Source organism: Nocardioides luti, assembly GCF_014212315.1.
Taxonomy (GTDB): domain Bacteria; phylum Actinomycetota; class Actinomycetes; order Propionibacteriales; family Nocardioidaceae; genus Nocardioides; species Nocardioides luti.
Genome location: NZ_JACKXE010000001.1, coordinates 3,963,818 through 3,986,235, shown reverse-complemented (window position 1 = coordinate 3,986,235; position 22,418 = coordinate 3,963,818). Strand labels below are relative to the sequence as shown.

The following is a 22,418-nucleotide window of genomic DNA, read 5'->3' as shown; positions in this document are numbered from 1 at the left end:
GCGTCCACCCAACCCGACCCGTCCGGGCACCGCCACCGGATTCGGGCCGGTGGTCCTCCCGCACAAAGGGTCCGCGGCGATGTGGTGCCGGGCCACATGGACGTGACGCCCGTCACCCCGGAGGGTGGGGGCATGCTCACTCGGACCCTCGCCACCGCCGGGCTGCTCGTCGGCTCGCTGCTCGTGGCCACGCCTGTCGGCGCCGCACCCGCTCCCACCGCCGCGACGCCCTCGGTGGCTGTTGCCGCGCAGGCCGGCCACTGCGCGCGCCAGGGCCGCATCGACGTCCCCCGGGCGCCGATGCAGAAGGCCGACTGCCTCGACGACCTGACCACGGCCGGGACGTCGACCAACGGGCACACCGACCAGTCCGACTGGGCCTCGCTGAACGCCCCCGGCACCGACAACCCCACCGGGGTGCCGGGCATCCAGGTCGACGGCTACTTCCCCGACTCCTCCACCTCCAACACCCGCAACGGGTGGAACCACGACAGCCAGTTCGTGATCCGGCTGCCCGACAAGTGGAACGGCAAGATCGTCGTCAGCGGCGCGCCCGGCACCCGCTCGCAGTACGCCGGGGACTTCATCTTCAGCGACTGGGTGCTCGCCCAGGGCTACGCCTACGCCAGCACGGACAAGGGCAACGGCGGGACGTCCTTCTACGACGACGGCGGCAAGCCGGGCGACTCGATCGCGGAGTGGAACCACCGCGTCACGCAGCTGACGCGGGCGACCAAGAAGGTCGCGGCGCAGCGCTACGGCCACGCCCCCCGTCGTACCTATCTCTTCGGGATCTCCAACGGCGGCTACCTCGTGCGCTGGCAGCTCGAGAACCGGCCCGGCCTCTACGACGGCGGGGTCGACTGGGAGGGCACGCTCTACCAGGAGCAGTCGCCGAACCTGCTGACCTACCTGCCCGTCGCGCTGCGCAACTACCCGGCGTACGCCGCCACCGGCGACCAGGCCGCGCACGACCGGATGATCAGGGCCGGGTTCGCGAAGGGTTCGGAGTTCACCTGGGACTACCACTACGGCGTCTACTGGGACCTGACGCAGCGGGTCTACCGCGAGGAGCTCGACCCGTCGTACGACGGCGACACCAAGGCCGGCACGCCGTTCTGCCCGAGCGGCACGCCGAGCTGCGACGCGGACTACCACTACGCGAAGCGGCCGGTCGCGCACCGGGCGCTGGCGAAGGTGGCGCTGACCGGTGACATCCGCCGGCCGATGCTGACCGTGCACGGCACCATCGACGCACTGCTGCCGATCGCGACCGACTCCGACGTCTACGACCGCAAGATCAAGCGCCAGGGTCGCGGGGCGCTGCACCGCTACTACCGGATCGTCGGCGGCACCCACGTCGACGGGCTGAACGGCGAGTTCGGCGACCGGGTCCGCCCGATCCTGCCGTGCGCCCGCGCCGCGTTCACGCGGATGGTGAAGTGGGTCGAGCGCGACGTGCGGCCGCCCGCGAGCCGGACAGTCCCGCGCGCGCCGGAGCCCTACGACGAGACGAACCGCTGCTCGCTGCGCTGACCGGGGGCACACTGGGGGCGTGATGCGCGTCCCCGTCGTCGGTGCCCTCCTCGGTGTGCTGCTCGGTGCCCTCCTGGTGCTGGGCGGCGCGGCGGCCCCGGCGTCGGCGTCCTGCGCCGCGGACGTCGGGCCGGACGGCTCGGACATCGTCTTCGTGGGCGTCGCCCAGGAGGAGCGGCGCGGCTTCACGCGGTTCTCCGTGGACCAGGTGTGGTCCGGCCCGGACCTTGCCCCGACCGTCTGGGTGCTGTCGGGTCAGGAGCAGGGCGCGTTCCCACTGTGGCTCGTCCAGTCGTCCGGGAGCTCCGACGACGCCTCGTTCGAGCCCGGGACGGCGTACGTCGTCGGCACCTCCGCACCGCGCTTCGGCACCGGCGCCTGCTCGAGCGTGGAGGCCACCCCGGCCGAGCTGGCCGCAGCCCCCGCGGACGCCCGCGAGCCGGTCGCGGGCGGGCTCACCGGCGCCGACCCGCCGATCGGCGCCCTCGCCACCACCGGGCTCGTGCTCGGCGGGGTGGCGCTGCTCGTGCTGCTGCGCGTCCTGGTCTGGCGGCGCCGGGCCCGGCGGCTCTCCGAGCTCGCGCGCGGCTGACGGGTTGCCGGCGTACGACACCTCGCGTCAGCGAGGAGTCTGCGGCGCACCGGGTGCGGCTCGGACTCCGCGCTGACGCGGCGATGGTCCGGACATGCAGAACGGACCTCGTCTCGCAGTGAGACGGGCCCGTTCTGGTGGCTCCCCCGGTTGGACTCGAACCAACAACCCTCCGATTAACAGTCGAATGCTCTGCCAGTTGAGCTACAGGGGATCGGTTGCCGCGGGAAACATTAGCAAGGTCGGGTCACCGGGAAAAATCGGGATGCCCTCCGGGCGTCGCGGCGGGCGGCGGTGCCCGGTCAGGTGAGGCCGAGCTCGTCGCGGGCGGCGAGGAGGGCGTCGTCGGCGGCCGTCCGGACGAGCGGGTCGTCGGGGTCGATGCCCTCGTCGTACTCGAAGACCCAGGCGACCGGCTGGTCCCCGCGGGGGGCGCGGCGGGCGATCACGCGGACCCCGCGACGACCGTCGACGGGCACGTGGCGCTGCAGCACGACGCTGGCGGTGATCCGCTCGCGGACCAGCTCCAGCAGCAGCCGGGGCTCCTCGATGACGAAGACGTGCTCGGGCCGCGGCTCGCCCCAGGTGCCCACCTCGCTGACGCGCAGGGTGGTGGTGTCGAGGTCCCAGTCGGCGGCCTGGAGCCGCTCCCACGGCACCGCGCCGTCGGGCAGGTGCAGGGCGTCGCGGCTGCCGCCGACGGGGCCGCGGTCGGTGTCGGCCCAGGCGAGGACGCGCTCCCCCGGGGCGAGCCCGTCCGGCGCCTTGTCGCGGGTGCGGGGCAGCCTCACTCCGTGGTCCCGATCGTGCGCTCGCGCAGCTTGCGGCGGTGCTGCTCAAGGGCCGCGAGCTCGCCGAACATGCGGTTGTACTCGGTGGCGTTCTCGACCGGGTTGGTGCGCTGCAGGCGCGACTTCACCTCGGTGATGCGGCGCAGGGTGGTGAGCTCGAGCAGCTTGAAGACGTGGAGCGCGACGTACGCCGCATCCGGCTCCTTGGCGGTCCGCAGCGGCTCGACGCCGAGCGCGCTGATCGCCGAGGAGACCGCCGGGTCGGTCGCACCGGCCCGCAGCGTTGTCGCCCAGCCGGGGTCGCCGGCGCCGCGGGCGGGGCCGCCGGCCTTCTCGACCAGCTCCCAGACGCCGCGGTAGATCGGGTGCGTGAAGTCGTTGACCCCCACCTCGGCCGTCGTCCGCCCGATCGCCATCGGGTGCTGCAGCACCAGCTTGAGCGTCTCGCGCTCCATGCTGAAGCGCGGGTCGCGCAGGTCCGGCACGGGGTTGCGCGACGGGGCGGGTGGCTGCTCGGGCTCGCCCTGGCCCGGGGCCTGACGCCGGTGGTCGCGCTGGTCGCGCTGGTCGGGTCGCGGCGCGGGGCGGTTGGCGGCCCGGCGTACCTCCGCGCGGGCCTCCTCCATGTCGACCCCGATCATCCCGGCGAGCTCGCGGGAGAACGCGTCGACCTTGGACTTGTCGCGGATGCTCGAGACCAGCCGGGCGGCCTCGCGGAGGGCGTCGATGCGGCCGTCGGCGCGGTCGAGGTCGTACTTGCTCACGATGTTGGCGAGGACGAAGCGGTAGAGCGGGACCCGGCGCGCGACCAGCTCCCGCACGGACGCGTCGCCGCTCTTGATGCGCAGGTCGCAGGGGTCCATGCCGGTCGGCTCGACGGCGACGTACGTCTGGGACACGAAGTTCTGGTCGCCGCCGAAGGCGCGCAGCGCGGCCTTCTGTCCGGCGGCGTCGCCGTCGAAAGTGAAGATCACCTCGCCGCGGAACTCCTCGTGGTCGTTGAGGAAGCGGCGCAGGACGCGCGAGTGCTCGTCGCCGAAGGCGGTGCCGCAGGTCGCGACGGCCGTGCCGACGCCGGCGAGGTGGCAGGCCATCACGTCGGTGTAGCCCTCGACGATGACCGCCTGCGACGAGCGGGCGATCTCGCGGCGGGCCAGGTCGATGCCGTAGAGGACCTGGCTCTTCTTGTAGATCGGCGTCTCGGAGGTGTTGAGGTACTTCGCGTCGATGCGGTCGTCGTCGAAGATCCGCCGCGCGCCGAAGCCGATGGTGTCGCCGCTCGCGTCGCGGATCGGCCAGAGCAGGCGGCCGCGGAAGCGGTCGTACGCCGAGCGGCCGACCGCGACGAGCCCGCCGACCACGAGCTCCTCCTGGCTGAACGCCTTGGCGCGCAGGTGCTTGAACAGCGCCTCGCCGTCCCTCGGGGCGAAGCCGATGCCGAACGTGTCCGCCGCGGCCTGGTCGAAGCCGCGCTCGGCGAGGAACTGCCGCGCGACGATCGCGTCCGGGGTGGCCAGCTGCCCGGCGTAGAACTCCTGCGCCTCGCGGTGCGCCTCGATCAGCCGCTGGCGCGCCGGCCCCTTGGGCCGGTTGTCCGGGACGTCGCCCTCCTCGCGCCGGAGCTGGACGCCGTACTTGTCGGCGAGCCGCTCGACGGCCTCACCGAAGTTGAGGGCGTCGATCTCCATCAGGAAGTTGATGACGTCGCCGCCCTTCTGGCAGCCGAAACAGTTCCCGGTGAGGATGTTGTCCTCGAGCGTGAAGGCGTGACCGTCCTCGACCTCCGCGCAGTACACCTCCTCAACTCGGTCCGTGCTCTCGACGGACTGCACGACCCAGCCGCGTCGCGCGTACTGCTTGGTCGCCGACACGAACCGGTCCCGGTGCGCATCGAGCAGGAAGAACGACTCGGTCAGGTCCTCGTTGACGAAGTGCACCCGGTGCAGCTCGGAGGGCTCTCGACCCGGGAACCCCTCGCGCACCTGCGTGGTGATGCCGTAGGTCGCGATCCCCAGGCGTGTGCACACGTGTCGGACGAACTCGAGGTCCGCTCGGTTCGCCGAGTTCAGGATCACGGTGCCGTCAGCCGCGACGCAACCGTCAGCAGCGAAGTAGCCGGCGAGCCAGCCGTACAAGTACGACACCGACTCGTCGGCAGCCGGGAGCTCCTTGAAGAACCGGGGCAGATCGTGCACGAGGAGGTTCGGTCCCGACGACGAGGTGTGGCTGTTGGGGAACCACTTCAGCATCGCCAGGTCCTTGGGCGGGCAGAGCTGCGCTCGACTCCCGGTGCCGGCTCGGGTCCCGTCGCCGTACGTGAACCCGTGTGCGATGCCGAACGGTGACGGGGTGGTCCGTTGGATGCGCGATCGAGGGAACTTGGGGACGAGGCCGTCCCCCTCCTTGAGGTCGCGGGTCAGCACTTCACGGCTCTTGAGTCCGCCACCGCCGCAACGGATGAACCACCGGTGCTCGTCGGTGGCGAAGATCTCCTTGCGCTGCCGGTTCCGGGTGACGGTGATCTTCATCAGCGGCTGCACGCCATACGCACGGAACGGAGCCTCGATCCAGTCACCCCTGGCCCCGAGGATCTTGTGCGTCCCGCCCGCCAGCTCACCGATCGGTCGGACACCATCCCAGGTCAGCACGCGCGTCTCACCGGCCAGGCAGTGGAAGAACCCCCGCGCGGGCGTGACGTGGAACGACGGCGACTTCTCGTCGTGGAACGGGCACAGGCCCTTCTGGGAGCCACCGCCGGCGTTGCGCAGGGTGACGTACTGCGACACGACCTCGTCGATGCGCGCCTTCTCGCGCACCTCGACGATGCTCTCCTCGCGAATCCGGCCCACCACGGTGCGGAGTCTACGGGCGCCCGCGTGGCGCCGGGGCCGGGCTCCACAGGTGGGTGCAGGTGCAGCGCTGTGGGCGGTGCAGGCGCCGCCACCCGCGGTGGGGCAGCCACCGATCTCGGCGACAGGACGGTGGCCTGCTCACCGCTGGGGAGCAGATCGCGCCCCACCCGTGTGCAGATGCGCCGACTCGACCCTCCCAGCGCGTGCAGATACGCCGACTCGGCGGGTCAGTACTCCCCCGACATCACGTTCGCGAGCGGCTCGCCTGCGGCGAACCGGTGCAGCTGGTCGCGGACGAGCCGGTGGGCGCGGGGCCACATGGCGCTGCTGGCGCCACCGACGTGCGGGGAGATGAGGACGCCGGGGGCCTGCCACAGAGGGCTGTCCGGCGGGAGGGGCTCGGTGTCGAAGACGTCGAGGGCTGCGAAGACGGTGCCTGCGTGCAGCGCGGCCACGAGGGCGTCGGTGTCGACGACGGCGCCGCGGGCGACGTTGACCAGCAGGGCGTCGTCCTTCATCCGGGCCAGGAAGTCGGCGTCGACGAGCCCGCGGGTCTCGTCCGTGAGCGGCACGATCAGGATCACGACGTCGGCGTCGGGCAGCAGCGAGGGCAGGTCGCCGATCGGGTGGACGCCCTCACGCGCCGACCGGGCGACACGGACGACCTCGACCTCGAAGGGGCGCAGCCGCGCCTCGATCGCCTCGCCGATGGCGCCGTACCCGACCAGCAGCACCCGCTTGTCGGCGAGCGCGGGGCGCCACGCCGGCTCCCAGGACGCGCGGCCCTGGGCACGGACGAAGTCCGGGATGCCGCGCAGAGACGACAGCACCAGGGTGAGCGCGAGCTCGGCGGTCGACGTGTCGTGGATGCCGCGCCCGTTGCAGAGCGCGACGCCGTCGGGGACGTGCGCGCGGACGCTGTCGACGCCGGCGGTCAGCGTCTGCACGACCTCCAGGCCCGTCATCCGCGGGAGGACGTCGCCGACCGCGCTGCCCAGGCGGTACGGCGTCACGTAGAACGCCACGTCGCCGACCGAGTCCGGGACGTGCTCGGTGGGGTCGACCACCTCGTAGCGCAGCCCGCTCGGCGGGTCCCCGAGCAGCTCGGGGTCGAACGGGAGCCAGACGAGAGGTGAGGTCACGCCCTCGACGATAGGAGACGGGCGTGCAGCGACACCGCACTGGCATCGGTCAGGGACGCGACCTGGTCGATCACGACCCGCAGCCGGGCGGGGTCGTCGGCGCAGGCGTGCCAGTCGTCGGCGAACGGCCGCTCGAGCGCCTCGGGCCCCCGGTGGGCCAGCAGCGCGACCAGCTCCGCGAGCAGCTCGCGCTGGCGGACCATCAGCTCGACGCGGTCGTCGGCCTGCATGACGTAGTGCGCGGCGATCCCCTTGAGCACCGCCATCTCGTGCCGCGCCTGCTCGGGCACGACCACGTCGGCGGCGTACCGCGCGAAGGGGCCCTCGGCCGCCGCGAACGTCGCGTGCTGGGCCGAGGCGCAGAACCGGCCGATCAGGTCGCTCGTGAGGTTCTTGAGGGCGGCCAGGCTGCGCCGGCTGCCGTCGTACGGCGTGGTCGGCCAGCTCTCGACCGCCTGCATGCCGTCCAGCGCGGCGTCGAGGGCCGCGTCCGGGACGCCGGGGAGGTACCAGTCGCGCACGGTCGCCCAGACCCCCGCGCGGTCGAGGGTCGTGAGGTCGATGCGCCCCACGACGACGCCGTCCTCGATGTCGTGGACGGAGTAGGCGACGTCGTCGGCGAGGTCCATCACCTGCGCCTCGAAGCACTGGCGGGTGCCCTCGATGCCGGACCGCAGCCAGTCGAAGACCGGCTTGTCGTCGTCGTAGACGCCGAACTTGCGGATCACCCGCGGGGAGCCGTCGGCGTGCACGCCCTGGGGCTCCTCGGCGTGGGTGCGGAGCCAGGGGTACTTCGTGCAGGCATCCAGCGTCGCCCGGGTGAGGTTGAGCCCCACCGAGCGGCCGTCCGCGTCGAGCGACTTGGCCTCGAGCCGGGTCAGCAGGCGCAGCGTCTGGGCGTTGCCCTCGAAGCCGCCGCAGCCCTCGCTGAGCTCGGCCAGCACCCGCTCCCCGTTGTGGCCGAACGGCGGGTGGCCCATGTCGTGGGCCAACGCGGCCGTCTCGGCGATGTCCGGGTGGCAGCCCAGCGCGCGCGAGAGGTCGCGGGCCACCTGCGCCACCTCGAGGCTGTGGGTCAGCCGGTTGCGCACGAAGTCGTCGCTCTGCGGCCCGACCACCTGGGTCTTGGCCGCCAGCCGGCGCGACGCCGCGGCGTGCACCACGCGGGCGCGGTCACGCTCGAACGGCGTGCGCTCGGGGGCGACCACCCGCTTGGGCGGCTCGTCCACGAGGCGCTCGCGTGCGGAGGCGTCGTACAGGTCCAGGGAGTCCATCGGTGGCGACCCTACTCAGCGCCGCCGACGGACCCCGTCCGGGTCAGCGCAATCTCGTGGGAACCCCGGCGGCTCCTCGACGCGTCTGACGACCAGCGGGACACGACGGGCAGGCACGACGGACGAGGATGGTGGCGTGGACGGGGACGGTCGGGACGCCGAGTTCAGCGAGTACGTCGCGGCGCGCTGGCCCCGACTCGTGCGATCCGCCGTGCTCCTCGGCTGCTCGCCCGTCGAGGCGGAGGACGTGGTCCAGGTTGCCCTGACCCGGTGCCTCGTGAGCTGGTCCCGGGTCCGCCGCGCCGACGACCGCGACGCCTACGTCCACCGGGTGCTCATCAACACCTTCACCTCCACCCGTCGCCGCCACTGGACACGCGAGCACCCGGTCGCCGACGTGCCCGACCGGCAGCACGTCGACGACACAGCGGCGTACGACGACGCCGACGCGGTCTCCCGGTCCTTGAAGCGGCTGACCCCCGAGCACCGCACCGTGGTCGTGCTCCGGTACTACTCCCACCTCACCGAACGGCAGATGGCCACCGTGCTCGGCATCCGTCCCGGCACGGTCAAGTCCCGCCTCTCGCGAGCGATGAGGCTCCTGGCCGACGATCCCCAGCTCTCCGACCTGCGAGGTGCACGATGAGCGATCACGAGCTCGCCGACCTGCTCGAGCGGTCCGCCGACCGTGTCAGCGTGAGCCAGCCTCCACTGGCCGACATCAGGAACGCAGCGTGCCGCACGCGGCGTCGCCGGGCGGCGCTGGGCGGCGTCGTGGCCGTCGCGGCCGTGGCGGCGGTGATCGGCGGCGCCGCGCTCGCCCCCTCGCGGTCGACGGACCCCGGCCAGCGAGATCCACGCCCCCCGGCCGCTGCGGGCAACGGCGATCCGGCGCCGCCCGGCACCCGACTGGTGGGCATCGGGCGCACGGCGATCGCCGTGCCCGAGGACTGGGGAACGAATCAGGTCCAGTGCGGTGCCGCCACGCGCCCGACCGTGGTCATCGACATGCCGGTCCGACCGGCCTGTGGCCTGAGCAGCCCGCGGCTGTTCGACAGCGTGTGGATCGAGCCTGGCGTGAACCGATCCCTGTTTGTCCCCGTCGAGGACGTCGAGATCGACGGCGTGACGGCCCGACGCGACGAGGTCTCGTGTGATGCGACGGGCGTTGGCCGGGGCCGGCTGTGCACCGGGACCGTCTACCTCCCCTCGGAAGACGCCTCCTACCAGGCACAAGCGACGTCGGCGCCGCGGGTCCGCGAGATCCTGTCGTGGATCCGGGTCCTCGCGAACGGGGTCGCGGTGCCCGGTTTCGCAGGATTCGACCTGGACCACCAGGACGCGGACGCCGGGGCGCACTACCGCGCCGCCTTGGAGGACGCCGGTCTCCGGGTCGAGGTCACCACGGAGCCCCGCCCCGGAGCGAAGGCGGGCTACGTGCTGGACGTCGAGCCCGCTCCCGGCACCGTGCTCGCACCCGGCGACGTCGTGCGGATGACCGAGGTCGCGGATCCCCGAGGTCCGGCCGACGAGGTCAGCATCGAGGTCAACTCGCTCGGGCCGGGCGACAACATGGATTACCGGGGTCGCACCGACCAGCAGATCCGGGCCGGCACGACGTTGCGCGTCGACCTCGGCGCGACGGTCTGGGTGTTCGGTCAGGGCAGCCGGATCGGCACGCTGACCGGCACCCTCGCCGGAAGCTCCCTCGTGCCGGACGACGCACCGGGGCCCAACCGTGGCCGGATCTGGCGCGCCATGGCTCGCGGGACCACCACGCTCCTGATCAGCATCGTCGCCGACGGTCAGCCGGTCCGGCTGGGCTCCGTCACCGTGGTGGTCCGCTGAGCGGTCGTCCGACTCAGTAGACGGAGACGTGCACGTGGTCGTAGTGGTCGGCCGTGGCCGACCCGCGCGAGGGCATGTAGCGCCAGCCCTCGCTCGACCGCTCCGGCGTCCAGATGTGCTGGCGCCAGATGATGTCGTAGAGGTGCAGCTCCGAGGCGTGCGCCTGCAGGAACGCCGCGATCGCGTTGCCGAGCTCGACGTCGCTGTTCATGATGTCGATGGCCTTGCCCGAGGCGTGCTCGCCGTGGGCGTCGTAGCCGCCGTACGTCGTGATCTGCGGGAAGGCGTGGCACACGGCGCGGTAGACCATGACGGCGCTCGACGTGAGGCCGCTCTCGGTGCTGCTGTCCGGGCACGGGGCGGTGGACAGGCCGGCGGTGGCGCCCGTCGCGGCAGCAGCCGGCTCCGGCTTGTCCTCGGCGAGGTAGCCCGCGGTCACCCAGCGGGACTTGCCGTCGATGACGAGCTCGACGCGCTCGGCGGCCTTGCGGCCGGTGACGAGGACCTTCTTCGAGGCCTTGATCTCGCCGACCTTGGAGGCGTCCTTGCCGGGACCGCTCCACAGGTTGAGCAGCGTGGTGGTCCACAGGCGGGTGTCGGCCCCGCGGACGGCCTTCAGGGTGGCCGTGCGGGACATGTTCGCGTCGAAGGCCTTCTGGAAGGCCCGCTTGTCCTGGAGGTCCAGGCGGGACGTCGAGCGGGACACGACCTCGCGGCCGCTGATGTCGGCGGTCGCGCTCTCGGTGGCGACGACGTCGTGGACGACCGGCGCGCTGGTCAGGACGCCGATCGTGACGACCGATGCGGTCGCCAGGAAGGCGAGGGGGCCGGCCACGAGGGCGGCCTTGGGCTTGGAGCGGGCATTGGTGTCCCGCTTGTGGCTTTGGTGCGCCACAGCGCTGATCCTTTGCTGCAGAAGACGGGGGACTTCCGAGAGACACGTTTCCGTTGGTAACGAAAGCGCAACGAGGACCGAGTGAAGCACACGCCGAAACCCCTGTCCCAATTGTGGACAAGGATTTCGGTCGTGTTCCCGATCACCCGATCGGTGACCCCGATCACGCGGACGGGACGACGGGTGGACGGCAGCTTCACGGCGGGGTACGCCGGCCGGCTCAGCCGCCGGTGACCTCGGTGGCGTCCTCCTGCAGGTGCGCGCCGCTGCCGTCGGTGTCGTCGAGCCACCCGTCGGGGAGCGCGACGCGGGCCCGCGGCGAGCCCTGCCGGCCGCGCGGGGTGCCCAGCTCGAGCACGGGGAACGGCTCGGCCGGGTCCAGCTCCGCGAGGAGCGCGTCGACCTCCGCGAGCGACGTCACCAGGGCGAGCGCGCGGCGCAGGGTGCCGCCGGCGGCGAAGCCCTTGAGGTACCACGACACGTGCTTGCGGAACTCCTTGCAGCCCCGCTCCTCCCCCATGTGCTGGCACAGCAGCTCGGCGTGGCGGCGCATCACGTCGCGGACCTCGCCCAGGGTCGGCAGGGTCGCGACGCTCTCGCCGGCGAACGCGGCCGCGAGGTCGCGGAACAGCCACGGCCGGCCCAGGCAGCCGCGGCCCACGACCACGCCCGCGGCCCCGGTCTGCTCGACCATTCGCAGCGCGTCGGCCGCCTCCCAGATGTCGCCGTTGCCCAGCACGGGGATGTCGACGTGCTCGACGAGGGCGCCGATCGCGTCCCAGTCGGCGGCACCGGAGTAGGCCTGCACGACCGTGCGGCCGTGCAGCGCGATCGCGGCGACCCCGGTCTCCTGGGCGATCCGGCCGGCGTCGAGGTAGGTCAGGTGGTCGTCGTCGAGGCCCTTGCGGGTCTTGATCGTGACGGGCACGTCGTACGGCGTCGCCGCGGCGACGGCCTCCTCGAGGATCTCGGCCAGCAGGCCGCGCTTCCACGGCAGCGCGCCGCCGCCGCCCTTGCGCGTCACCTTGGGGACGGGGCAGCCGAAGTTCAGGTCGATGTGCGCGACGCCGTACTCGGCGCAGAGGATCTCGGTCGCCTTGCCGACGTAGACCGGGTCGGTGCCGTAGAGCTGCACCGAGCGGGTGGTCTCCAGCTCGTCGAAGACGAGCATGTCCTGCGTGTGCGCGTCGCGCTCGACCAGGCCGCGCGAGGTGATCATCTCGCAGACGTAGAGCCCGGCGCCCTGCTCGGCGCAGAGCCGGCGGTACGCCGCGTTGGTGATGCCCGCCATCGGCGCGAGCACCACGGGGGTGTCGACGACCAGCGACCCGAGGGTCAGCGAGGAGGGCACGGGCATGCGCTCATTCTCCGCGCACTCCCCGACCCCGCCCAAATCCGGTGCCCCGGACGGCTCAGCCGCCCTTGGCACCGCCGTTGCCGACCGGCTTGGGCTCCTTGAGCTGGCCCTCCCAGGTGATCGGGTCGAAGTCCTGCGTCGGGCGGAAGCTCACCGCGGTCAGCTCGCCGTGGTCGGGCGAGAGGTAGACCAGGCAGACGTCGGCGGTCTTCCCCTGCTTGAACTTCTTGGGGAAGGTGCCCGGCATGCACGGCTTGAAGGTGCTCGCGAACGCCGACGCCTCGATCAGCGTGTTGTTGCCGTCCACGATGTAGAGCGGCACGTCGCGGCCACCGAGGTCGGTGTCGCCGACGTTCGTGATCGTGGCCCGCACGAAGTACGGGGTCGTCTTCTTCGTCGCCTTGTCGAGCTTCCAGCCGGCGAACGACTTCTTGAACGTCGTCTCCTCGATCCGGTCGATCGTGATGTCGAGGACGCCGACGGTGTCCTGGCGCGGCTCGTAGGCGACGGTGGCCTTCTCGCCGACCTTGAGCTCGCTGCCCTGCGGCGTGAGCTCGACGCCGTCGGGGACGGGGAGGTACGGCGAGTCCTCGGCGCTCGGCGACGTCGACCCCGACGCGGACGTCGAGGACGAGGTGCTGGGGTCGGCCTTCGGGGAGTCGTCGCTGCCGGAGCAGCCCGTCAGGACCAGCGCACCGGCGAGCGCGAGCGCGGCCAGACGGCTCGGGAGAGCGAACATGGGGTCAGTGTGCCCGAGCAACCGGCTCAGCAACCGACGAATCGCTCGGCGAAGTACGACGTGATGCCGTCGAGGCTGATCCGCTCCTGCGCCATCGTGTCGCGCTCGCGCACGGTGACGGCGTTGTCGTCGAGGGTGTCGAAGTCCACCGTCACGCAGTACGGCGTCCCGATCTCGTCCTGGCGGCGGTAGCGGCGGCCGATGGCGCCGGAGTCGTCGAAGTCGACGTTCCAGTTGCGGCGCAGCTCGGCCGAGAGCGCCTTGGCCTTCGGGGACAGGTCCGCGTTGCGGCTCAGCGGCAGCACGGCGACCTTGACCGGCGCGAGCCGCGGGTCGAGCTTGAGCACGACGCGCTTGTCGACGCCGCCCTTGGTGTTGGGGGCCTCGTCCTCGGTGTAGGCGTCGACGAGGAAGGTCATCAGGCTGCGCGAGAGGCCGGCCGCCGGCTCGATGACGTAGGGGGTGTACCGCTCGTTGTTGGCCTGGTCGAAGTAGCTGAGGTCCTGGCCGGACGCCTTCGAGTGCGTGCTCAGGTCGAAGTCGGTGCGGTTGGCGATGCCCTCGAGCTCGCCCCACTCGGAGCCGGCGAAGCGGAAGCGGTACTCGATGTCGACGGTCCGCTTGGAGTAGTGGCTCAGCTTCTCCTGGGCGTGCTCGTAGTGCCGCAGGTTGTCGGCGTCGATGCCGAGGTCGACGTACCACTTCGTGCGCTCGTCGATCCAGTACTGGTGCCACTCCTCGTCCTCGCCGGGCTTGACGAAGAACTCCATCTCCATCTGCTCGAACTCACGGGTGCGGAAGATGAAGTTGCCGGGGGTGATCTCGTTGCGGAACGACTTGCCGATCTGCGCGATGCCGAACGGCGGCTTCTGGCGGCTCGAGGTCACGACGTTCGCGAAGTTGAGGAAGATGCCCTGCGCGGTCTCGGGGCGCAGGTAGTGCAGGCCGGACTCGTCCTCGATCACGCCGAGGTAGGTCTTGAGCAGGCCGGAGAACTGGCGCGGCTCGGTCCAGGCGCCGCGGGTGCCGCAGTTGGGGCAGGCGAGCGTGGCGAGGTCGACGGCGTCCGGGTCGTCGAGGCCCTTCTTCTCCGCGAACTCCTCCTGCAGGTGGTCGGCGCGGAAGCGCTTGTGGCAGGACTGGCACTCGGTCAGCGGGTCGGAGAACGTGTCGACGTGGCCGCTGGCCTCCCAGGTCTTCTTGGGCAGGATCACGCTGGAGTCGAGGCCGACCATGTCGTCGCGCATCTGCACCATGGACTTCCACCACTGGCGCTTGATGTTGTCCTTGAGCTCGACGCCGAGCGGGCCGTAGTCCCAGGCCGACCGGGTGCCGCCGTAGATCTCGCCGCACGGGTAGACGAACCCCCGGCGCTTGCAGAGCGAGACGACGTGGTCGACGGTGGTCGCGGGGGCCTTGGCCATGGGGGTGCCTTTCGGTGGTCCGGCCGGCTGGCTGCCGGTCAGGAGAAGCACTCAGCCTAACGACCGTGTCTGCTGGATATTGAGGTCGGACCCCGGCTCGACGACCTCGTAGGCGCTGGGCTCGTCGATCGCACGGCTCAGCAGCGGCACCGCGTGCAGCTTGACGTCGTACGCCGACAGCGCGCGGCGGTAGGCGCCGACGTTCTCCCACGTGGTGACCAGCGTCCACAGGGACGGGTCGTCGAGGTTGCGGCCGATCCAGCCGGCGGCGTACCCCGGGCGCTCGGCCAGCGCCTCGTGCGCGCGCTGGAGGCCCGGACGGAACTCCCCCGCCTCGGCCTCGGACACCCGGAACCTGCTCACGACCAGCATGGGCCCGAGGGTACGGGTGGTTTCGAGACGGTTGCTGCGCAACCTCCTCAACCACCGGGCGGGCCGGTGCTGCGCAACCTCCTCAACCAACGGGTGATGGACGAGTTGACAATCATTCTCAATCTCTTGAGAATCGTTCTCATGAAGCTGATACCGCTCGCGGTCGCCTGCCTGTCCGGCTCGCTGGTGCTCGGCGGCTGCGCCGCCTTCACCGGGTCGGACACCGCCGGCATCCAGGTCGCGACCGCGTTCTACCCGCTGGAGTACGTCGCGCAGCGGGTCGCCGGCGACCTCGGGACCGTGCAGAACCTCACCGCGCCGGGCAAGGAGCCGCACGACCTCGAGCTCACGATCCGCGAGACCGCCGCGGTGGCGGGGGCCGACCTGGTCGTCTACGAGTCCGGCTTCCAGCCCGCGGTCGACGCTGCCGTCGACCAGAACTCGACCGGCGACGTGCTCGACGCGACCGACGTGGTCGAGCTCGAGGACTACGCCGACGGGCAGGTGAACCCGCACTTCTGGCAGGACCCGCTGCGGATGGCGGCCCTGGGTGACGCCGTGGCCAAGCACCTCGCGGACCTCGACCCCGACCACGCCGACACCTACCGCACCAACGCCGCGGACCTCCGCAGCGACCTCGAGGACCTCGACACGGCGTACGCCGACGGCCTGGCCGACTGCGAGCGCACCACGATCGTGGTCTCGCACGACGCCTTCGGCTACCTCGCCAAGTACGGTCTCGACATGGCACCGATCGCCGGCCTCTCCCCCGACGCCGAGCCGACCCCGGCCGACCTGGCGAAGCTGCAGGACCTGATCCGCAGCGACGGGATCACCACGGTCTTCGGCGAGCGGCTCGTCAGCCCCCGGCTGACGCAGTCGCTGGCCGACGACATGGGCATCACCGCCGCGGTGCTCGACCCCCTCGAGGGGCTCACGGCCGACGACGAGGACGCGGACTACCTCTCGATCATGACCGACAACCTGCACGCGCTGGAGAAGGCGAACGGCTGCTCGTGACCACCACCCCCGGCACCTCCCCGAGCGCGCCCGGCGACGCGGTGCCCGTGCACCTGGTCGGCGGCGCCGTCGCCATCGGCGGGCGTCCCGTGCTGCGCGGCATCGACTTGGCCGTCCGCTCCGGCGAGTTCGTGGCGCTGATGGGCGCCAACGGCTCCGGCAAGTCCACGCTGGTCCGCGCCCTCACCGGCCTGCGGCCGCTCGCGGTCGGCGAGCTCGAGCTCTTCGGCACGCCCTTCGCCGACTTCCACGCCTGGCACCGGGTCGGCTTCGTGCCCCAGCGCACCAGCGCCACCTCGGGCGTCCCCGCCTCGGTGTGGGAGGTGGTCGCGTCCGGCCGCCTGACCCGGCGCCGGCTGCTGCGCCCCCTCTCCCGCGCGGACCGGAGCGCGATCGACGAGGCGCTCCGCGTGGTCGGTCTCCAGGACCGGGCCCGCGACGGCGTCTCCCAGCTCTCCGGCGGCCAGCAGCAGCGCGCCCTGATCGCCCGGGCGCTGGCCGGCGAGCCCGACCTGTTCTTCCTCGACGAGCCGACCGCGGGCGTGGACCTGCCCAACCAGCACGCGCTGGCCGACGCGCTGCGCCAGCTCAAGGAGCGCGGCGCCACGATCGTGCTCGTCGCCCACGAGCTCGGGCCGCTGGCCCCCCTCGTCGACCGGGCCGTGGTGATGCGCGACGGGCGCGTGGCGTACGACGGTCCTCCGCTGGCCGACCACGAGGTGCACTCGCCCGACTTCGGCGAGGCGCACACGCACCACCACCACCATCCCCCGGAGCGGCACGACCACGCCCCGCACGTCGGCTCCCCGCTCGATCCCCCGGTCCGACGAGAGGCCGGTGCCTGATGGACGTCTTCACCCTCCCCTTCATGGAGCGGGCCCTGCTCGCCGCCCTCTTCACGGGGCTCGCGGCCCCGGCGATCGGCACCTACCTGGTCCAGCGACGCCTCGCCCTGATGGGCGACGGCATCGGCCACGTGGCCGTGACCGGGGTGGCGCTCGGGCTGCTGACCGGCACGTCGCCCACGTGGACGGCCGTCGTCGTCGCGGTGCTCGGCGCGATCCTGATCGAGGTGATCCGCGAGCGCGGCCACACGAACGGCGACGTCGCCCTCGCGCTGCTCTTCTACGGGGGCCTCGCCGGCGGCGTGCTGGTCACCGGGCTGGCCGGGCAGAGCGCCTCGCGGCTGCAGCAGTACCTCTTCGGCGCCATCACCACGATCTCCTCCACCGACGTGGTCGTGACGATGGTGCTGGCCGCCGTGGTCATCGGCACGGCGGTCGGGCTGTCGCCGCAGCTGTTCGCCGTGGCCCAGGACCAGGAGTTCGCCCGGGTCGCCGGGCTCAACGTGCGGGCCTACAACCTGCTCGTGGCCGTGCTCGCCGCCGTCACGGTCACCGTCGCGATGCGCACGGTCGGGCTGCTGCTCGTCTCGGCCCTGATGGTCGTGCCGGTGGCGACCTCCCAGCAGCTCGCGCGCTCGTTCCGCACCACGCTGGTCTCCGCCATGCTGCTCGGCACCCTGGCCTCCGTCGGCGGCCTGTCCATCGCCGCCGTGGTGCCCGCCGGCGTCTCGGTGTCCCCCGGCCCCACGATCGTGCTGCTCTCGCTGGCGGGCTTCGTGGTCACCTGGCCGCTCGGTGTCTGGCTGCGGCACCGCCAGCGCCTGCACGCGCCGTTCCCCGCCCACCACGACGTCGCGGACCCGGACGCCCACCTCGAGACCGACCCGCACCCGCACGAGCACGGCTCGGCCTGCGGCCACGTGGCCGTCCCGCACGGGGACCACGTGGACTACGTCCACGACGGACACCGCCACGCACCCCACGGGAAGCACTATGACGAGCACTGACGGCCCGACGGCCACCCCGCCGCTGCGCCCGACCCGCCAGCGGATCGCGGTCGCGGACGCCCTCTCGTCCTTCGCGGACTTCCGCTCGGCGCAGGAGATCCACGACCTGCTCGGCCGCCGCGGCGAGACGGTCGGGCTGGCCACGGTCTACCGCACGCTGCAGCGGCTGGCCGAGGCCGGCGAGGTCGACATGCTGCGCACCGAGGACGGCGAGGCGATCTACCGCCGCTGCTCCGACACGCACCACCACCACCTGGTCTGCCGCGCGTGCGGCGCCACCGTGGAGGTCGAGGGACCGACCGTGGAGCGCTGGACCCGCGCGATCGCCGGCGAGCACGGCTTCTCCGACGTGAGCCACACGCTGGAGATCTTCGGGACCTGCCCCGCCTGCGGCTGACCCACCCGCGGGTGTTGCTGGGGCCGACGGCGTCAGTCGCGCGGGATGCGGACGCGGAACTCGCTGCCGCGACCGAGCTCGCTCTCGACCTCGATCCGGCCGCCGTGGCTCTCCACGATCGACTTCGTGATGCTGAGCCCCAGGCCGACGCCCTGGATGGACTGCTTGGTCGCGTGCGCGGAGCGGAAGAAGCGGGTGAAGAGCCGGTCCCGGTCGGAGGACTCGATGCCGAGCCCGGTGTCCTTGACGGCCAGCTCGACCTTGCCGCCGTCGAGCGCGAGGCAGACGTCGACCCGGCCGCCGTCGGGGCTGTACTTGATGGCGTTGGAGATCAGGTTGTCCACCACCTGCGCCATCCGCTGGGCGTCCACCATCACCTCCAGGCGCTCCGGCATCTCGGCGTGGATGGTGATCCCGGAGGCGGCGGCGGCCGGCGTGGCCGCCTCGACGGCGTCGCGCACGATCTTGCTCAGGTCGGTCGGCACCCGGCGTACCTGCATCGGGCCCTCGTCGACCTGCGCGGTGTGGAGGAGGTCGGCGACCAGCCGCTGCAGGCGGGTGGTGTTGCGCGAGACGACCGACAGGTGGCTGTGCACGTCGGTGGGGAGGTCGTCGCGCTCCTCGAGGATGTTGACGTAGCCGACGATCGAGGTGAGCGGGGTCCGCAGCTCGTGCGAGACCGACGCGACGAACTCGTCCTTGACCTGCAGCGCGCGCATGAAGTCCGTGACGTCGTTGTAGGCCAGCGCGGCGCCCCCGAAGCTGCCGTCGCGGTGCTTGACCGTGCGTGCCGAGACGGAGACCGCCCGGTTGGTGACCGGGTCGTCACCGATCCACATCCGGAAGTCGTCGAACTCCTCGCCCTGGGACGCCCGGTACGTCGGCATCTCCTCGCGCACGAGCGGCCGCTTGCCGTCCTCGGCGTAGACCAGGCCGAGCTGGCCGGCCATGCCCGCGTGCCCCGACGGGTAGGCGAGGTCCATGAACGCCTGGTGGCGGCGGTTCATCGTGAGGTAGGCGCCACGCTCGTCGAGCAGCACCAGGCCGACGTCGACGGTGTCGAGGATCGCCTCGGAGAACCGCTGCTGGTAGTCGATCGTGCCCAGGGCGGCGTTCAGCTCGTGCCCGCGCCCCTCGGCCACGTCGGAGGCGGCCCGCATCTTCTCCAGGGCCGACGCGATCGCGAGCCCGGCCCAGGTGGTCACGACGGGGATGAGCAGCGAGCGCGACACCGTGATGCCGTCGACGCCGAAGTAGACGAGCGCCGGGACGCTGACGAGCAGCACCGTCCCTGCGCCGGCGATGACGGCGCCGCGACGGCCCAGCTGACGCCCGAGCCACAGCGCGGGGACGATCGCGAGGATGCCCGCGCCCGTGGCCTGCTGGTTGAGGCGGCCCAGGCCGAGGGCCGCGAGGTCGAGCAGCGGGAGCAGCGCGACCAGGGCCGTCGTGCGCGGGCGGACCGGGCGCACCAGCGTGAACACGGTCAGCACCAGGGCCAGCACCAGGCCGGCGGTGGGCCAGGACCGGAGCGCCACCCCGGCGGCACCGACGAAGCGGAGCACGAAGTCGAGGACGAAGAGGAGCGTGAAGACGATCTGCAGCGCGCGGACGTCGGGGTCGTCCACCTCGAGCAGCCGTCGCCGCAAGGGGCTTGCCTCCTGCAGCATCCCTCACCCCCGTCCGAGCTCCGTGGCAACGCGCTCGATGATTCCACGCCCGGAGCCCCGAAGCGGGCAGAATCGCGACGGAGCCGCGCGAGGCAACCTTTCGGGGCCTCGCGCGTAGGACCGGGTATGAACCGTGCCCCGACCGTCCGGGAGGCAGGAACGCGCGTGGACGAGCCCGACTTCGACGCGCTGTTCCACGCCCACGCCCGCCGCGTGACCCGCCTCGCCGCCCTGCTCGGTGCCCCGGACCCGGAGGACGTGGCGCAGGAGGCGTTCTGCCGGCTCTACGCCCACCGCGGCCGGCTCCACGGCGGCCCCGACAAGGTGGTCGCCTACCTCAACCGGATCGTCGTGAACGACGTCCGCAGCCGCGGTCGGCGCGCCCAGACCGCCCGCCGCTCGGCCCACCTGCTGCCGGTGCCGGCCACGACCCCCGGCGAGGACGGCGACCGCCAGGCCGTCGTCGACGAGCTGGCCCGGCTGCCCCGCCGCCAGCGCGAGGCGCTGGTGCTGCGCTACTGGCTCGACCTCCCGCTGGCCGAGGTGGCCGAGGCGATGGGGGTCAGCACGGGCACCGCCAAGTCCACCGTGTCGCGCGGCCTGGCCGCCCTGTCCCGGGCCCTGAAGGAGGAGCTGTGAACGACCTCGAGACGCGCCTGCGCGACGCCCTCGCCACCACCGCCGAGGAGCGCGACGTCGACGTGGCGCTGCTGCACCGGGCGACCCGCGCCCGGATCCGGGAGCGGGGCCTGACCCCGGGCGGCGGTCTGCCGGACCGCCGCTCCCGACTGCTCCACGGCCCCGTCCTGGTCGCGGCGGCCGCCGGGGTCGCCGTCGCGGTCACCGCCGGCGCCCTGCTCTGGCCCGCTCTTAACCAGGACGCGGACGTCGCCGGCCCCGACCACAGCCGGCGGGCGGTGGACACGACCTTCCTCTGCCCGCAGCAGGTCGCCGTGGCCTTCGACGGCTCCCAGGACGAGTTCGTCCCCGACCTGCAGCGGCTCCGCGGGCCGGCCGGGGTCGCGCGGGAGTACGGCGCCGGCACGTTCGCCTTCGACGAGTCGGGCGACCGCGCCACCCTGCGGCTCGGCAACGAGGACGGCACGCTCGGCAGCGTCACGACCTACGTCCGCAGCGACGACGGCTGGGCGCTCCGGTCGGCCGAGGTCTGCACCGGGTTCGGCAACACCGCCGACGCGCCGACCGCCGAGTCGTTGCGGCTCGGTGAGCACGGGGTGACGCCGTACCCCTCCGTCCGGCTGCTGACCCCGGGCGACCGCGGCCGCGCGTCCGTGCTGCTCGACGACCGGCCGGTCTACGACTACTCGGGGCTGGTCCGCGACCACCGCTCGATCTACGTCGGCCCGTGCGAGGACCGGCTGTGCTGGGCGACCGGCACGCCGGACGGGATCGTCAGCAGCCGGATGCCCGGCCGCCCCGTGCTGCGCGACATGACCGGTGTCCTGCACCTGCCCGACGACATGGTCGGGCGCGTCTCGACGTTGCGGCTGTGGGCGGTCTACGACCCCGACCGCACGGTCGACTCGCTGACGCTGCGGCTGCAGGACGGATCGGTGCGCGAGGGCCGGACCGTCACCGACCCCACGTGGGACGGCGCCGTGCTGCGCGTCGTGCTCGGCCCGGTCGACGGCGTCGACCGGGTCGTGGTGCGCAGCACCGACGGCACCGAGGTCGCCGAGCGCCCCGAGGACGTCGTGGGCTACGACCCCCGGACGAGCGGCTAGGACCGGGGCTCGGCCAGAGGGTCGGCGGGGGTCTGGTTCGGCACCGCCCCGCCGTACCTCCGGTCCCGCTGCGCGTAGGTCTCGATCGCGGCCCACAGGTGGCGGCGGTCGACGTCGGGCCAGAGCACGTCGGAGTAGACGAACTCGCTGTAGGCCGCCTGCCAGAGCATGAAGTTGGACAGCCGCTGCTCCCCCGAGGTCCGCCAGACCAGGTCGGCGTCGGACTGCTCGGGGACGTAGAGGTGCCGCGCGAAGGTCTTCTCGTCGATCTTCTCGGGGTTCAGCCGGCCGGCGGCGACCTCGCGGGCGATCGAGCGGGCGGTGTCGGCCAGCTCGGCGCGCCCGCCGTAGTTGACGCACATCGTGAGCGTGAGGACGTCGTTGTCCTTCGTCAGCTCCTCGGCCACCTGGAGCTCCCGGATGACCGACTTCCACAGCCGCGGCGCCCGGCCGGCCCACCGGACCCGCACCCCGAGCTCGTGCATCTCGTCGCGGCGGCGGCGGATCACGTCGCGGTTGAAGCCCATGAGGAACTTCACCTCGTCGGGCGAGCGCGACCAGTTCTCGGTCGAGAAGGCGTAGGCCGAGATCGCCTTCACCCCGATCTCGATCCCGCCCTCGACCACGTCGAAGAGCGAGCTCTCCCCCGCCTCGTGGCCCTTGGTGCGGGGCAGCCCGCGGTCCTTGGCCCAGCGGCCGTTGCCGTCCATGACGACCGCGACGTGCTTCGGGACGAGGTCCTTCGGCACGGCGGGCGGGGTCGCGCCGGACGGGTGCGGGGTCGGGCGGCGGACGGAGCGCTTCACGGGAGGAGCCTAGATCCACGCGGCTCGACCGGTCTCGACACGCCGGTTCGCCGCCTCGCAGGCTCGGCGACGACGGCTCGCTCGACCACCATCATCGCGTCCGCTC

21 protein-coding genes, 1 tRNA gene and 1 pseudogene are annotated in these 22,418 nt (G+C 72.4%); 10 read left to right on the top strand and 13 right to left on the bottom strand.

Annotated features, from left to right (window positions below):
• The first annotated feature begins 132 nt into the window (after positions 1-132).
• Complete coding sequence (locus H5V45_RS18885; protein ID WP_185254362.1) at positions 133-1,536, top strand: tannase/feruloyl esterase family alpha/beta hydrolase; 1,404 nt, start codon at positions 133-135, stop codon at positions 1,534-1,536.
• Between the two features lie 19 nt (positions 1,537-1,555).
• Positions 1,556-2,128, top strand: a complete 573-nt coding sequence (locus H5V45_RS18880; RefSeq protein WP_185254361.1) for a hypothetical protein — start codon at positions 1,556-1,558, stop codon at positions 2,126-2,128.
• Positions 2,129-2,266: 138 nt separating this feature from the next.
• Here the strand turns inward: H5V45_RS18880 and H5V45_RS18875 are convergent.
• The 6 genes and pseudogenes from H5V45_RS18875 to H5V45_RS18855 all read right to left on the bottom strand — a co-directional run bounded on the left by H5V45_RS18875 (position 2,267) and on the right by H5V45_RS18855 (position 8,187).
• Positions 2,267-2,342, bottom strand: a tRNA-Asn gene (locus H5V45_RS18875).
• Positions 2,343-2,430: 88 nt separating this feature from the next.
• Entirely contained in the window at positions 2,431-2,919 is a 489-nt protein-coding gene (locus H5V45_RS18870; protein ID WP_185254360.1) for a hypothetical protein, read from the bottom strand.
• The gene (dnaG, locus tag H5V45_RS18865; RefSeq protein ID WP_246416596.1) at positions 2,916-5,168 is read right to left on the bottom strand and encodes a DNA primase; all 2,253 of its coding nucleotides are present in this window, start codon (positions 5,166-5,168) and stop codon (positions 2,916-2,918) included. The genes H5V45_RS18870 and dnaG overlap by 4 nt, the downstream gene beginning before the upstream one ends.
• Before the next feature lie 417 nt (positions 5,169-5,585).
• Positions 5,586-5,771, bottom strand: a pseudogene (locus tag H5V45_RS22915) (CHC2 zinc finger domain-containing protein); the annotation flags it as partial.
• A 227-nt stretch (positions 5,772-5,998) separates the two neighbouring features.
• On the bottom strand, positions 5,999-6,913 hold the full coding sequence (locus H5V45_RS18860) for an NAD(P)-dependent oxidoreductase (protein WP_185254358.1): 915 nt from the start codon (positions 6,911-6,913) through the stop codon (positions 5,999-6,001).
• Entirely contained in the window at positions 6,910-8,187 is a 1,278-nt protein-coding gene (locus tag H5V45_RS18855; protein ID WP_185254357.1) for a deoxyguanosinetriphosphate triphosphohydrolase, read from the bottom strand. Before H5V45_RS18855 ends, H5V45_RS18860 begins: the two co-directional genes overlap by 4 nt.
• 136 nt (positions 8,188-8,323) lie before the next feature.
• Between H5V45_RS18855 and H5V45_RS18850 the strand changes: the two genes are divergently transcribed.
• Together H5V45_RS18850 and H5V45_RS18845 are read left to right on the top strand one after the other, a co-directional pair.
• Positions 8,324-8,833 (top strand): SigE family RNA polymerase sigma factor, encoded by a 510-nt coding sequence (locus H5V45_RS18850; RefSeq protein WP_185254356.1) that lies wholly within the window; start codon positions 8,324-8,326, stop codon positions 8,831-8,833.
• Positions 8,830-10,035, top strand: coding sequence for a PASTA domain-containing protein (locus H5V45_RS18845; protein ID WP_185254355.1), 1,206 nt, complete (start codon positions 8,830-8,832; stop codon positions 10,033-10,035). The genes H5V45_RS18850 and H5V45_RS18845 overlap by 4 nt, the downstream gene beginning before the upstream one ends.
• Positions 10,036-10,048: 13 nt before the next feature.
• Here H5V45_RS18845 and H5V45_RS18840 read toward each other — a convergent pair whose 3' ends face one another.
• From H5V45_RS18840 to H5V45_RS18820, 5 genes are all read right to left on the bottom strand, one after another.
• Positions 10,049-10,930, bottom strand: coding sequence for a VldE C-terminal domain-containing protein (locus tag H5V45_RS18840; protein ID WP_185254354.1), 882 nt, complete (start codon positions 10,928-10,930; stop codon positions 10,049-10,051).
• Between the two features lie 220 nt (positions 10,931-11,150).
• Positions 11,151-12,287 (bottom strand): tRNA dihydrouridine synthase DusB, encoded by a 1,137-nt coding sequence (dusB, locus tag H5V45_RS18835; protein WP_185254353.1) that lies wholly within the window; start codon positions 12,285-12,287, stop codon positions 11,151-11,153.
• Between the two features lie 55 nt (positions 12,288-12,342).
• Positions 12,343-13,026 (bottom strand): hypothetical protein, encoded by a 684-nt coding sequence (locus H5V45_RS18830; RefSeq protein WP_185254352.1) that lies wholly within the window; start codon positions 13,024-13,026, stop codon positions 12,343-12,345.
• A gap of 26 nt (positions 13,027-13,052) precedes the next feature.
• Entirely contained in the window at positions 13,053-14,450 is a 1,398-nt protein-coding gene (locus H5V45_RS18825; protein WP_185254351.1) for a glycine--tRNA ligase, read from the bottom strand.
• 51 nt (positions 14,451-14,501) lie between these two features.
• Positions 14,502-14,822: an antibiotic biosynthesis monooxygenase family protein gene (locus tag H5V45_RS18820; RefSeq protein WP_185254350.1), complete on the bottom strand. Its 321-nt coding sequence runs from the start codon at positions 14,820-14,822 to the stop codon at positions 14,502-14,504.
• Positions 14,823-14,963: 141 nt separating this feature from the next.
• On the opposite strand from H5V45_RS18820, the gene H5V45_RS18815 reads away from it, so the two are divergent.
• From H5V45_RS18815 to H5V45_RS18800, 4 genes are read left to right on the top strand one after another with little or no spacing between them, the layout of a single operon-like run.
• Positions 14,964-15,842 (top strand): metal ABC transporter substrate-binding protein, encoded by an 879-nt coding sequence (locus H5V45_RS18815; RefSeq protein ID WP_185254349.1) that lies wholly within the window; start codon positions 14,964-14,966, stop codon positions 15,840-15,842.
• Entirely contained in the window at positions 15,839-16,687 is an 849-nt protein-coding gene (locus tag H5V45_RS18810) for an ATP-binding cassette domain-containing protein (protein ID WP_185254348.1), read from the top strand. Before H5V45_RS18815 ends, H5V45_RS18810 begins: the two co-directional genes overlap by 4 nt.
• Positions 16,687-17,694, top strand: a complete 1,008-nt coding sequence (locus tag H5V45_RS18805; RefSeq protein WP_185254347.1) for a metal ABC transporter permease — start codon at positions 16,687-16,689, stop codon at positions 17,692-17,694. The genes H5V45_RS18810 and H5V45_RS18805 overlap by 1 nt, the downstream gene beginning before the upstream one ends.
• A complete protein-coding gene (locus H5V45_RS18800; RefSeq protein WP_185254346.1) occupies positions 17,681-18,091 on the top strand; it encodes a Fur family transcriptional regulator in 411 nt (136 codons plus the stop codon). The genes H5V45_RS18805 and H5V45_RS18800 overlap by 14 nt, the downstream gene beginning before the upstream one ends.
• A gap of 32 nt (positions 18,092-18,123) precedes the next feature.
• On the opposite strand, the gene H5V45_RS18795 is transcribed toward H5V45_RS18800, so the two are convergent.
• Entirely contained in the window at positions 18,124-19,761 is a 1,638-nt protein-coding gene (locus H5V45_RS18795; RefSeq protein ID WP_185254345.1) for a sensor histidine kinase, read from the bottom strand.
• Between the two features lie 165 nt (positions 19,762-19,926).
• Between H5V45_RS18795 and H5V45_RS18790 the strand changes: the two genes are divergently transcribed.
• Entirely contained in the window at positions 19,927-20,400 is a 474-nt protein-coding gene (locus H5V45_RS18790) for an RNA polymerase sigma factor (protein WP_221634053.1), read from the top strand.
• Entirely contained in the window at positions 20,397-21,506 is a 1,110-nt protein-coding gene (locus H5V45_RS18785) for a hypothetical protein (protein ID WP_185254343.1), read from the top strand. The genes H5V45_RS18790 and H5V45_RS18785 overlap by 4 nt, the downstream gene beginning before the upstream one ends.
• Here H5V45_RS18785 and H5V45_RS18780 read toward each other — a convergent pair.
• Positions 21,503-22,312, bottom strand: coding sequence for an isoprenyl transferase (locus H5V45_RS18780; protein ID WP_185254342.1), 810 nt, complete (start codon positions 22,310-22,312; stop codon positions 21,503-21,505). The genes H5V45_RS18785 and H5V45_RS18780 overlap by 4 nt on opposite strands.
• Positions 22,313-22,418: the final 106 nt, after the last annotated feature.